The following is a 13835-nucleotide window of genomic DNA, read 5'->3' as shown; positions in this document are numbered from 1 at the left end:
TTATTCAATAACACGAATAGGCTTACCATTAACGCAAGCCTCAAGGTCTTCAATCATCTGAGTATAAAAAATGCTATAATTTTCAGCAGTTACATAGCCAATGTGAGGTGTGAGTAAAGCATTAGGTAAAAATCTTAATTTATTTCCTTCAGGCAAAGGTTCTTTCTCATAAACATCAATTCCTGCACCCATAATTATATTTGTGGATAAAGCTATTATTAAATCATCTTCATTTACAATTGGACCACGAGAAGTATTGATTAAAAAAGCTGTTTTTTTCATCTGATCAAATTCTTTAATAGTGATACAATCTTTGTAGCGTTCACCGCCTTGAACATGAATTGAAATATAATCTGAAGTTTTAATTAAATCTTCTTTACTACAAGGTAGTACATTTAACTCTTTGCATTTATCTAAATCTAAATTTTCACTCCAAGCTATTACTTGCATACCAAATGCACTAGCAATTTTAGCTACTTGTGAGCCAACTCTACCAAGTCCAATTAAACCAATAATTTTACCTTTAAGCTCAAAACCAACAGTTGTCTGCCAGTAACCCTGGTACATATTATCAATTTCAGTTTTTAAATTTTTAGATAATCCTAATATTAAAGCCCAGGTTAATTCGCATGTAGGATTAAAGTTAATCTCAGTACCGCAAACTATAATTTTTCTTTTTTTTGCAGCCTCTAAATCAATTGCTTTATTTCTTGAGCCACTTGTGATGATATATTTAAGATCATTTAGATTATCGATTAAATTTTTAGTAATAGGTGTCCGCTCACGCATAATTAATAATGCTTCAAAATCAGATAATTGATCGATAGCATCAGCTTCATTCTCAAAAGGTTCACTAAATATTTTAAACTCGTATTTTCCAGATAATTTTTTTAAGTCCACAAACTCTTGTGAAACATCTTGATAATCATCTAGTATTGCAACTTTAAGCATTTGTAATTTTTTTGTTTGATAAAAATAAACCTAATATAATTAAAACAGAGCCAATGAAATGAAAAAATAAGAATTTTTCATTAAATAATAAGATTGCAAAAATAGTACTAAATAAAGGTATTAATGATAAAAAAATTCCCGCCCTGTTAGCTCCTATAATTGAAACTGCTCCTGCCCAACAATAATAAGAGCCGATACTTGGAAATATTGCAATATAAATTAAAATATAAAAAAAATTACTACTCATCTCAATAGTTTTTTCCTGCATTAGATCTAAAACAAATAATGGTAAAAGAAATATTAACCCAAATGTGCAAATTATATGAACTAGAGCAAGTAAAGATACCTCAAAAGTTCTTTTTTTCAAATAAGCAGAATAAATTCCCCAAGCAATTATTGCTCCAATCATAAATAAATCTCCTTTATTAAAATTTAAAGAAAGTAGGATATTGAGATCAAGCCTAGTTATAATAGCTAAAATTCCTAATACTGAAATTAATAAACCAGATATTTGAAAAATATTTGTTTTTTCAATTTTTAACAAAAAACAAACTAGAATTATAGTTACTGGTATTGCGGTATTAAAAAGGGATGCGTTGATTACCTGTGTATGATTTAAAGCATTATAAGTAAATGAAGTAAATATGCACACACTAGTAAAACCTAAAATAAAAAATAATGATAAATTTTTTTTTATGCTATCTTTTAATCTTAATATCTCCTTGTAAGTAAAGGGAAACAATATTAACCATACAAGGCACCACCTTAAAAATGCGAGCGAGTATGGAGGTATATCTTCTAAGTAAGCAAACTTACCAATTGTGAAGTTGCCTGCCCAAAACAATGTTGCACAAACCAACATTATGTATGCTTTGGTGTTGTTACTCACCTAACTAAATCTTAATGAGCTATAAGGCTTTAAATCTAAATTAGTGTTATCGTTAGCTATCATTCCAGAAACAATCTTTCCAGATATTGGGCCTAATGTCCATCCTAAATGGTGATGACCGAAACAATAAAAAACATTTTTATGTTTTTTTGAAGGACCCATAACTGGTAAAAAATCTGGTAAAGATGGTCTAAATCCTAACCATTCATCCTCATGTTCCGGTAAGTCACCAAGCATATATTTAGCATTATCAATTAAATTTTTAATTCTTGATTTTGATAAAGGATTATTTAAACCTCCAAATTCAACAGTGCCTACTACTCTTAAGCCTTGCTCCATTGGGGTAATTCCAAATCCACGATTTGAAAATATTACAGGTCTACTCAAAAGATGATCACATTCTTTAAAATGAACATGATAACCTCTTTCAGTATCTAATGGTATTCTTTCGCCTAAATTATCTGTTAACTTTTTAGAAAAAGCACCACAAGCAATTACAGCTTTATCAAAAATAAAACTTTGATTTTCAGTTTTAAAAACTGGTTTTTCTTCATCAAAAACAATATCTTTAATATTTACTTTATTAAATTTTCCACCTTTTTTTAAAAACAAATCAAAAAGTTTTAAAAGAATTTTTTTTGGGTTTCTTGCATGTCTTGCGTACGGATAATAAACGCCCGCATGATAAAAAGGTTTAATATGTGGTTCAAGATCATGGATTTCAGATTTGTTAACTAATTGTTGTTTAACACCCAATTCTTCTCTTATTTTAATTTCTAGCTCCCTACTTTTTAGGTCTTGATTGTTCCAAATATATAATATTCCTTTATTTTCAACTAAACCCTCTAAATCAATTTCATCAAACAATTCATCATAAGCAGGTAATGCTAAGTCTAAAATTTGATGCATATTTTTTGCTGTATGCATCATATTTTTTGTAGTCGAATTCATAATAAATTTCATAAACCATGGAATCATTTTAGGAACATAATTCCATTTTAAAGCTAGTGGACCTGAAGAGCTTAAAAGCATTGCGGGAATATCTGCAAGAACATCTGGTCTGTTAAGGGGGACAGAAGCGTATGGAGAGAAATGGCCTGCGTTTCCATAAGATGCAGCCTGCGCACCAGGGTTATCACGATCAAAAATAGTTACATTAAAACCTTTTTTTTGAAGAAATAATGCATTTGAAACTCCCTGTATGCCAGCTCCAACTATACCTACTTTAATATTTTTATTCATCGAACTTTTATACAATTATAATTTAATATTTATAGTGACAAATTATACAACTGTTTAAGCTTAGATTGTTAAGCAATGATTTGTTTATGGTTTATTTTGGCACTCAAGACAATACCAAATCCTATCATTGTTGCCAGCATTGAAGATCCTCCATAAGACATGATGGGCAGAGGAGAGCCAACTATAGGTAGTAAACCTAGCACCATACATAAGTTTACTACAATATAAACAAAGATCGCAAAAGCAAATCCAAAGCAAAACAACTTTGCAAAATCACTTCTTGAAATAACTCCTATTCTAATAATTCTTATAATGATTATTGAATAAATTAATAAAAGACAAATAGATCCAACAAAACCAAACTCTTCAGAAAATAAAGTAAAAATAAAATCTGTATGCTTTTCAGGTAAAAACTCTAAATAACTCTGCGTTCCCTTTAAAAAACCTTTTCCACTTAGTCCACCTGATCCAATAGCAATTTTTGATTGGATAATTTGATATCCTGCTCCCAAAGGATCTCTGTCTGGGTCTAAAAAAGTTAAAATTCGTAGTTTCTGATATGGTTTTAAAAAGGAAATGATAAAAGGTAAGGAAATCAGAAAAGTTATAAAAGAAATAAAAAAATATTTCATTTTTACTCCAGCTAACCATAAAATTATTAATCCGCTTGAAGCTATTAATACGGATGTTCCAAGATCAGGTTGAGATAGAACTAAAATAATTGGAACTATAATAATTGAAAGAGCAACCAAAATACTTGTGAATGAGTTTATGCTGTCAATTTTTAGTCTATGATAATATTTTGCAAGACATAAAATTATTCCAATTTTCATTAATTCTGAAGGTTGTAAAACTATGAAATATAAATTAATCCATCTTTGTGATCCTGAAACCTTAATTCCATAAGTTGAAACCCAAATTAAAAGAAGAATAATAATAAAATAAATAAAATAAGATGTAATATGCCACAACCGTATATTAAAAAAAGAAATCAATATCATTAATGAAAAGAAAGTTAAAAGCTTTATAAAATGACTCTTGGTATGATAAAGAACTTGTCCACCATCTGTTGAATACATAACCAAAACACTGACAATTGATAATAAAATAAGACAAAATAATAAAATAAAATCTAAATTTTTAACTTTTTGAAAAAAAGTTAATTCATTATTTAATCTATTATGTTGAAACATTTAAATATCTATTTCCTCAAAGTTAGATTGTTTTTCTCTCAAACCATCTCTATCAATGATTAATTTAAAAAGCTCTTTTGCCATTGGTGCAGCAGCCCTACTACCTGATCCTCCATGTTCAACAATTATACTAATGGCATACCTTGGATTAACATATGGACCGTAAGCTACATATAAAGCATGATCTCTGTCGTTATACGGAATTTGCTGTATTTTAAGATCTAATTCTCTTTCTCTTTTACTAATTCTTTTTACTTGCGCTGTACCTGTTTTCCCAGCAAATTGATATTTGGGATCATCTATACGAGATCGATATGAAGTTCCTCTAATTTCGTTAGTAGAACTAAACATTGCTTTTTGAACTATCTTTAAATTATTTTTATCTTTAATTAATTGAATATTAGGATCAATAGAGCTTCTTAACTCCATATCTTTTTTGGCCTCTAAAAAATTTAATGGCTTATTATTAACAATAATTTTTGGAGAAATTTTATATCCACCATTTGCTATTTGAGCAGTCATTAAGCATAACTGCAATGGTGTAGTTTGTATGTATCCTTGACCAATACCAGTTATCAATGTTTCGCCTAAAACCCATCCTTTTCCAAGATTATTTTTTTTCCAATTGGTATCAGGAAACAAACCCTGCTTTTCATTTTCAAAGTATTCGCCTAAAACTTTTTTTCCTAAACCAAATTTTTCTGCAGTGATTTTTAATTTATCTACTCCAAGAATTCTTGTAATTTCATAAAAATAGGTATCACAAGATTGTTTCATGGCATCTTTTAAATTTACTAAACCATGTCCTTTTTCTTTCCAGCAATGGAAGGTTTGTCCATAAAGTTCTGTTTTACCAGTACATCTAACTTTAAAGTTTTCATTGATAACTTTATTTTCTAAAGCAGATAAAGCTACTATTGGTTTAATAGTTGAGCCTGGAGAATATAAGCCTGAAAGTGTTTTATTTATTAATGGTTTTAGAGAATTATTTCTAATTAATTGCCAATCATCATTGCTAATACCAAATAAAAATAGATTAGGATTATATGAAGGTGAAGAGTACATTGCCAAAATATCACCGGTATAAATATCCATAACACTTATTGATCCAGCCTTATTTGCTAATAATTTTGCTGATATTTTTTGTATTTCAGTATCTACTGTTAATCTAATTTTAGATCCTTGTTGACCTCTTTGATGCTCAAGTTGATTAATTCTTTTTCCATAGGCGTTTACTTCATATCTTTGAATATCATTTGTACCTATTAAATAGTTTTCTAACCTTTTTTCTAACCCTAACTTCCCAACCTTCATGCCTGTTACAAATCTTTGTTGGATTGTTTCGTTTTCTAAGATGTCATTTTCATTAGGCTGGCTTACATAACCTAAAACATGTGTATAAATTTCACTAAATGGATAATTTCTTGAAATAGTCATAACTGGTTTAACCCCAACTAAATCATGTAAATAGTTATTAATTTTCAAAAACTGTACCCAACTTAAATTTTCTGCAACAATTATACTTTCCCAAGGTTTTTTTTGATTTTTTGATTTTAAAATATTTGCAATTTTTTTGTCAGTTAACTCTAAAAGTGTTTTAAGTCTTGATAAGAGATAGTTAAAATTTTCTACTTGTTCTGGTATAATATGAAGTTGGTATACTTTTAAATTTCCAGCAATTATATTTCCAAAATAGTCTACAATTTCTCCTCTAGTTGGAGGAAGCTTCCATTCTCTAATTCTATTTTTATCAGAAAGAGTTAAATATTTTTTATTATCATTAATTTGTAGCGAAAATAAACGAGCAACTATTCCAGAAAAAACTATTAACTTAGCAGCACCAATAATAAACATTCTTCTATTTATTACGTCTGTTTTTCTTATGCCTGAACTATCTTTAATCATTTGGTTGTAATGAAATTTTTTGATCTAAATAGTTAAAAATAAAATAAAATATTGGGTACAATAAAAATGTAAATCCAGAATTAATTAGATAGGATAGATAATCTGGATTGTGGTTAAATATAAAATCTAAAATTAATATTTGAATTGAGTTAATTAATAATACGGTAAACAATATTGACACCCAGTCATTTATAAAATTAGCACTTAAGGTTATATTTCTAATATATGCAGTTACTGAGCAAATTAACAAATAACAAAAACTACTAATTCCAATTGGGATTCCAATTATAACATCATTAATAATACCAGCTAAAAATATTGAGGCATACCCCAGATAATTAGGATTTCTTAAAGTCCAATAAAAAATTAAAATATAAACAAAGTTAAATGAAAAATATTCAATTTTTAAATAATTAAAATCATATTCATTAAATACTGACAAAAATAATATTAATGTTGGAAAATACGAAAGTAGTATTCTAGAAAAAGTTGATTTATTAAGTGCAGACATTATTTTTGACTCTCCATGTCAAAGGCAACTATTTTTACATACTCCAATTGAGTGAATTTAGAAAAAAAATCAATTTTACCATTTGATTTTTTAAACATTCTACCCACTGGTATTCCAGATCTAAACAATCCAGCAAATCCAGATGTGTAAATTATTCTATCTTTTTCGTTGATTTCATCATCTACTTTTTCTTTGGTATATTCAATGACTCCATGATTTTTTCCAGTTCCAGAAACTACTGCTTGAATTCTGTCAGGTAACAATGTCACTGGAATCTTGCTATTTAGATCTGAGAGAAGTAATGCTCTTGAATTTGTATAATTTACTTCAATAACTTTGCCCGCTAAATACACGCCATCCATTATAGCCATTCCAATTTTTACATTGTTTTTACTACCTTTATTTAAAACAATTGATTTTAAAAATGGGCTTTCCTTGTCAATTAAAACTTTAGCTAATATCTCTTTTGAAGAAACATTTTCGTTAATTAAGTTTCTTAATTTTTCATTTTCTAGTTTTAAAAAATTATTTGTTAACTTTTCTTCTTTTAAAAGATTAAGTTCAGACTTAATATCTTGATAATCGTTATATATTTCTAAATGAGCTGTTAATTGCTTTTTTATATTTTGTATTTTATTTTCAGGTATTGAAATTAGATATGACGATTTATAAACAACTTCATTAATTCCAAATTTTATAAACCTAATTATCTTAAAATCAAAATTACTTAAGATAATTACAAATATAGATAAGAATAATAAAGTTAATAATGAAAATTTTTGTTTATCTTTTTTTTTTAAAAATGCAGATCTAAAGGCTATTACAAAATCATCTCTGCCTGTAGCCATTTTTCTTAATATTCAGATAACATGGTAGAAAAAGTTTCTTCTTGATCCAAAGCTTTTCCTGTTCCAACAGCAACACATGATAATGGATCATCTGCAACATGCACTGGTAAACCAGTTTCTTTTGAAAAACGTTTATCAATATTTTTTAATAATGCTCCACCTCCAGTTAATGTCAATCCCATATCAACTAAATCAGCTGATAATTCAGGAGGAGTATTTTCTAATGCTTGTTTAATAGCGTTAACCATTTCCTTCATTATATCATTTAATGCTTCTGCTGTATCTTCCTCAGTAATATTTACTTCTTTAGGTGTACCTGATCTCAAATCTCTTCCTTTAACGGGATAAGTATTTTTACCTGTTGCGATCGCTGTACCCATCTCTTTTTTAATTTTTTCAGCTGTGCCATCCCCAATTAATAAATTGTATTCTTTCCTCATATAATTTACAATTGCTGTATCCATTGCATCTCCAGCAATTCTTAAAGATTTTGAGTAAACCAATCCACCTAATGACATCACAGCAATTTCACTAGTTCCTCCACCAATATCAACAATCATAGATCCTGTTGCTTCAGAAATAGGTAAGCCTGCTCCAATGGCTGCAGCAATAGGTTCTTCAATTAACTGTACTCTTCTTGCGCCTGCTGCAAGTGCGCTATCTTGAATAGCTTTTCTCTCAACTGGTGTAGACCCTGTTGGAACACAAATTAAAATTCTAGGATTTGCAAATGTACTTCCTTTGTGAACTTTTTTTATAAAGTGTTTTATCATTTCTTCAGTTACGATAAAATCAGCAATCACCCCATCTCTTAAAGGTCTTATAGCACTAATATTTCCAGGCGTTCTACCAAGCATTGTTTTTGCTTCATCACCAACTGCTAAAACATTTTTTTTCCCACCTTGTTCAACTATTGCAACAACAGAGGGTTCATTTAAAACTACACCTTGCCCTTTTAAAACAACTAATGTGTTAGCTGTTCCAAGATCAATTGCCATATCTTGGCTCCAAATTTTTTTAACTCTGTCGAATAGTCCCATTTTATATACCTCTCACTTTTTGATTTTCTTGCTCCATTGGAGCTGTTTTATCTCGTTTAATAATCATTTTATTTAATGCGCTTAAATATGCGTTGGCAGATGCAACTAATGTGTCTGTATCTGCTGCTTGCCCAACTGTTGTTTTTCCTTTTTCTTCAATTCTAACACTTACTGTTGCTTGAGCATCCGTTCCCTCTGTTACTGCATGAACTTGATACAATTGTAATTTTACATCATGAGGGTACAAAACTTTTATACATTTAAATATTGCATCAACAGGACCATCACCCGTTTCCGAGGTTTTTTTAACTTCACCATAAACATCCAAAGTCATTTCAGCTCTTTGAGGTTCACCTGTTCCTGCAAAAACTTTTAAAGATTTTAAATTAATTGCATTTATCTGGTTATCAGTAATAAGACTATCATCGACCAATGCCATTATATCATCGTCATAAACATGTTTCTTTTTATCTGCTAAAACTTTAAATTTTCCAAAAGCAGTTTGAATCACATCATCAGTTACATCAGCATAACCAAGATCATTAAGTTTTTCTTTAAAAGCATGTCTTCCAGAATGCTTGCCCATCACTAAAGATGTTTTTTTAACACCTACACTTTCTGGTGTCATAATTTCATAAGTTTCTCTATTCTTTAGCATACCATCTTGGTGAATACCCGCCTCATGAGCAAATGCATTTTTTCCAACAATCGCTTTGTTAAATTGAACTGGGAAGGTTGCATTCGAAACTATTTTTGAAGCTTTGCTTAATAATTCAGTTTTAATTCCAGTTGAGTATGGCATCAGATCATTTCTTGTTCTAATAGCCATAACTATTTCTTCAAGAGTCGGATTGCCCGCTCTCTCACCGATTCCATTTATTGTACATTCTACTTGTCTAGCCCCTGCCTCAACACCGGCCAAAGAATTTGCTACTGCTAATCCTAGATCATTGTGACAATGAACAGATAGAATTGCTTTATCAATATTTGGAACTTTATTTTTTAATGTTGAAATAATTTTTGTAAACTCTGATGGAATTGTATAACCAACTGTATCTGGAATATTAATTGTTTTAGCACCACTGCTTATTGCAAGCTCAACTATTTTACACATAAAATCCATATCAGTTCTTGTGCCATCTTCACATGACCATTCAACATCATCAGTTAAATTTCTTGCATAGGTCACACTTTCTTTAATGGCTTCCAAAACTTGTTCTGGAGTTTTATTCAACTTATGTTTCATATGTAATGGACTTGTTGAAATAAAAGTATGAATTCTGAATCTTGGAGCTGCTTTTAACGCTTCGTGGCACGCATCAATATCTTTCTTACTAGCTCTCGATAATCCACAAGGAATTGAATTTTTTACAATTTTACTTATTGCTTTTACGGCTTCAAAATCACCAGGCGATGCTATTGGAAAGCCGGCTTCAATGATATCAATTCCAAGCTCATCAAAAATTCTAGAAATTTGAATTTTCTCCTCTAAACTCATAGACGCACCTGGTGATTGTTCACCATCACGCATAGTAGTATCAAATATAAATACTTTATCTTTATCGCTCATAACAAAATTTTTTTGAAAATGTATAATACAATCTATAAGAGAGAATGCAAAATAATAACTTAAATTACTCTTAATATTAGCTCATTTTAGGCCGCCTAAAACTAATTATAAATAGACTCAATTTTAGGCATTAAGTGTAAAAGTTTTTTTGTGTAATCGTGTTTGGGCTTCAAAAAAAGTTCCTCTGTTTTAGTTACCTCACACAATTTACCGTCTTTTAATACTCCAATTCTATCACACATTTGTCTAACCACTGGTAAATCATGGCTAATAAATAAAATGGTTAAATTTAATTGTTCTTGAAGATCTTTTAATAAGTTTAAAATTTGTGCTTGAATACTAACATCTAAAGCAGAGGTTGGCTCATCACACACAAGGAGTCTCGGTTGGGTGGCTAATGCTCTTGCAATAGAAATTCTTTGTCTTTGACCTCCAGAAAATTCATGTGGATAACGATCTGCAGATTTCTGCGAAAGCTCTACAGACTCTAATAAATCATAAATATAATTATTTAAATCAGTACTTGATATCAAGGGATTGTGAAGTTTAATTGGTTCTGAGATTATATCCTTAACCTTCAATCTTCCATTTAAAGAAGAATATGGATCTTGAAAAATCATTTGAATTTGTTTTCTAAATTTCATCATTTCTGATCTAGTCTTAATTTTTGTAATACAAACATTATCAAAAAAAATATCTCCAGCAGATGGTTTAAATAAATTTACAATCATTTTAGCAATTGTAGATTTTCCACTTCCACTTTCACCAACTAAACCAAAGGACTCACCTTCTTTAATTTCAAATGAAACATTATCTACAGCCATTACTGAATTTTTAGAACTTTCTGTAAAAAAGTTATCATCAAAACTTTTACTAAGATTCTTAATTTTAACTAAATCTTGTTCTATAATTTCTTTTTTATTCCATCTGTTTAAAATTTTAATATTGCTATATTGGTTACTTTTGTTTTCTTTTTCAATTATAACAAATCTTGAAATTTTTTTATTGGTTGGGGGTACTGAACTAATTAAACTTTTTGTATATGTTTCTTTTGGTTTTGTTAAAATTTCTTTTGTTTCACCAATTTCAATTAAATTCCCATTTTTCATCACAGCTACCCTATCTACTGTCTCAGCAATTACTCCCATGTCGTGTGTAATTAAAATTACTGCAAGATTTCTTTCTTTTGTTAATTTTTTAATTAAATCAAGAATTTGGGATTGAATTGAAACATCTAAAGCTGTAGTAGGTTCATCTGCAATTAAAAGTTCTGGCTCACAACATAATGCAAGTGAAATAACTACTCTTTGTCTCATTCCTCCTGAAAACTGATGGGGATAATTATTAAATCTTGTATCCGCATCCTTAATTCCAACTTCTTTCAATAAATTGATTGATTTAATTTTTGCTTCTTCTTTTGTTAAATCAAGATGTGTTTGGATCGTTTCTATTAATTGTTCACCAATTGTTAATATTGGATTTAAAGAGGTTTGAGGATCTTGAAATATAAGTCCAATTTTTTTACCTCTATATTTTACAATATTTTTTGGATCTTCATGAATATTTAAATCACCTAACATTACTGACCCGCTTGACACTTTGCCAGGTGCATCAATTAAATTAATAATTGCATTTCCGACAGTACTTTTGCCTGATCCAGACTCTCCTACTAAACCAAGTATTTCACCTTTATTAACCTCAATATTTACATCTTTAGCGGCATAAACCGTTTCCTTTCTCATTGGATAATCTACGCTCAAATTCTTTATCTTTAAGAAACTCATTTTTTTAACCTTGGGTTTAATGTGTCTCTCATCCAATCACCTAAAAGATTAATTGAGAAAGCTAAAATTACTAAAAATATTGCTGGAAAAAAAGTAATCCACCATTCACCAGAAAATAAAAAATCATTTCCTAATCTTATTAGTGTTCCTAAAGATGGAGTTGTTGGAGGAACACCCACACCTAAAAAACTTAAAGTTGACTCAGCTATGATTGCAAGTGCAAGACCAATAGTTCCTATAACTAATACTGGTCTTAAAATATTTGGTAAAATATGTTTAAACATAATAATTAAATTTGAAACTCCAATTATAGTTGAAGCTGAAACATAATCTTTGTTTTTTTCTACCAAAGTTGCTGCTCTTGAAACTCTTGCAAACTGAGGCCACTCTGAAATTCCAATTGCAAAGATTAAAACATAAATTGCCATCTCATCATGCATCTCTCTTGTAATTAATCCCCTTGCAATTCCATCAACTAAAAGTGCCATTAAAATACTTGGGACAGTAAGTTGAACATCCGTTAATCTCATTATTACCATTTCATATTTGCCACCAAAATATCCTGCTGTTAATCCTAGCCCAACACCAAGTATCAAACTAAATATGATTGCTGAAAAACCAACAATTAAAGAAATTCTAGAGCCATAAAGAATTGTTGATAGCATATCTCTACCCTGACCATCAGTTCCTAAAATAAATTTCGCAAGACCATCCTCAGTCCAAGATGGTGGAGTAAAAGCTTCCATCAGTGATAGAGATGAAGGATCAAATGGATTATAAGGGGTAATAAATTCTACAAAAAAAGAACAAAAGAAAATTATAAATAAAATTACTGATGATATAATTGCAGTGGGAGACTTTATAAAACTATGATAAATATCACTATCTTTAATTCTTTCCCAAGTACTTATAGTCCTATCCACTTGAAACATCTCCTTTAACTCTAATTCTTGGATCTATAAAATAGTATAAAATATCTACAATAAAATTTATCATTACAAAAACAAAAGCAATAAATACTAAATAGGCAGACATAATTGGAATATCAACAAATTGAACTGCTTGAATAAATAAAAATCCCATCCCTGGCCATTGAAAAACTGTTTCAGTAATAATAGAAAATGCAATTAATGTTCCAATATTAATTCCAGCAATAGTAATTACTGGGATCAATCCATTTTTTAATGCGTGTTTATATTTTATACTATTTTCACTAATCCCGCGCGCGCGCGCGAACTTAATGTAATCTGTTTGTAAAATTTCCATCATCTCAGCTCTTACTAATCTGATTATATAAGTCATTTGAAATAGACTTAATGTAACTGACGGAAGTATAATTGCCTTTAATCCTGAGATTGTTAAGAATCCTGTACTCCAAAATCCAAGATCTACTACCTCACCTCGACCAAAGGATGGTAAAATTCCTAAAATTACTGCAAATAAATATATAAATAATATTCCAATTACAAATGTGGGAAGTGAAACACCAAGCAAAGAGACTGCTAGAATAATGTCACTTAAAAAACCCTCTCTATTGATACCTGTATAAACTCCTAATAATGTTCCAGTTATTAGAGCAATTAAAGCTGAAATTACTACCAGCTCAATTGTTGCAGGTAACCTTTCAACAATTAAATCAGATACTGGTCTTCTTAATTGATAAGAAATTCCAAATTCTCCTTTAGATGCGTTTACAACAAATCTTGAAAATTGAACAGGTATTGGGTCCATTAAACCTAGTGTTTCTCTTAATTCAGCTCTCTCTTCATCTGAGGTTTCTTCACCAACCATATTGTTTATTGGGTCACCAACAAAATTAAATAAAGAGAACGATACAAGGGCAACAACTAGCATAACCAAAGCTGATTGAAACAACCGTTTAAAAAAATATTTTATCAATTT

Annotated in this window: 12 protein-coding genes; all 12 read right to left on the bottom strand. The window is 29.7% G+C overall.

From position 1 onward, the window contains the following. A complete protein-coding gene (locus tag ACIJYC_RS01315) occupies window positions 1-951 on the bottom strand; it encodes a D-2-hydroxyacid dehydrogenase family protein (RefSeq protein ID WP_435166946.1) in 951 nt (316 codons plus the stop codon). Further along, complete coding sequence (locus ACIJYC_RS01310; protein ID WP_435166943.1) at window positions 944-1840, bottom strand: DMT family transporter; 897 nt, start codon at window positions 1838-1840, stop codon at window positions 944-946. Before ACIJYC_RS01310 ends, ACIJYC_RS01315 begins: the two co-directional genes overlap by 8 nt. Continuing rightward, window positions 1841-3082 (bottom strand): NAD(P)/FAD-dependent oxidoreductase, encoded by a 1242-nt coding sequence (locus ACIJYC_RS01305; protein ID WP_435166940.1) that lies wholly within the window; start codon window positions 3080-3082, stop codon window positions 1841-1843. Between the two features lie 68 nt (window positions 3083-3150). Continuing rightward, window positions 3151-4275, bottom strand: coding sequence for a rod shape-determining protein RodA (rodA, locus tag ACIJYC_RS01300; protein WP_435166937.1), 1125 nt, complete (start codon window positions 4273-4275; stop codon window positions 3151-3153). Beyond that, the gene (gene mrdA, locus ACIJYC_RS01295; protein WP_435166934.1) at window positions 4276-6180 is read right to left on the bottom strand and encodes a penicillin-binding protein 2; all 1905 of its coding nucleotides are present in this window, start codon (window positions 6178-6180) and stop codon (window positions 4276-4278) included. Then, a complete protein-coding gene (gene mreD / locus ACIJYC_RS01290) occupies window positions 6173-6691 on the bottom strand; it encodes a rod shape-determining protein MreD (protein ID WP_435166932.1) in 519 nt (172 codons plus the stop codon). The genes mrdA and mreD overlap by 8 nt, the downstream gene beginning before the upstream one ends. Further along, entirely contained in the window at window positions 6691-7539 is an 849-nt protein-coding gene (mreC, locus tag ACIJYC_RS01285; protein WP_435166929.1) for a rod shape-determining protein MreC, read from the bottom strand. Before mreC ends, mreD begins: the two co-directional genes overlap by 1 nt. A gap of 5 nt (window positions 7540-7544) precedes the next feature. After that, complete coding sequence (locus ACIJYC_RS01280) at window positions 7545-8579, bottom strand: rod shape-determining protein (protein WP_435166926.1); 1035 nt, start codon at window positions 8577-8579, stop codon at window positions 7545-7547. A 1-nt stretch (window position 8580) separates the two neighbouring features. Further along, on the bottom strand, window positions 8581-10149 hold the full coding sequence (locus ACIJYC_RS01275; RefSeq protein ID WP_435166923.1) for a 2-isopropylmalate synthase: 1569 nt from the start codon (window positions 10147-10149) through the stop codon (window positions 8581-8583). Between the two features lie 101 nt (window positions 10150-10250). Next, window positions 10251-11933, bottom strand: coding sequence for a dipeptide ABC transporter ATP-binding protein (locus ACIJYC_RS01270; protein ID WP_435166920.1), 1683 nt, complete (start codon window positions 11931-11933; stop codon window positions 10251-10253). Then, on the bottom strand, window positions 11930-12865 hold the full coding sequence (locus ACIJYC_RS01265) for an ABC transporter permease (protein WP_435166917.1): 936 nt from the start codon (window positions 12863-12865) through the stop codon (window positions 11930-11932). The genes ACIJYC_RS01270 and ACIJYC_RS01265 overlap by 4 nt, the downstream gene beginning before the upstream one ends. Beyond that, window positions 12849-13832, bottom strand: coding sequence for an ABC transporter permease (locus ACIJYC_RS01260; protein ID WP_435088650.1), 984 nt, complete (start codon window positions 13830-13832; stop codon window positions 12849-12851). The genes ACIJYC_RS01265 and ACIJYC_RS01260 overlap by 17 nt, the downstream gene beginning before the upstream one ends. Window positions 13833-13835 lie beyond the last annotated feature (3 nt).

The sequence above is a fragment of the Candidatus Pelagibacter bacterium nBUS_28 genome (genome assembly GCF_051200915.1).
Lineage (GTDB): Bacteria > Pseudomonadota > Alphaproteobacteria > Pelagibacterales > Pelagibacteraceae > Pelagibacter.
The sequence above is the reverse complement of the archived record's forward strand: the minus strand, read 5'-3'. Positions and strand labels throughout refer to the sequence as shown.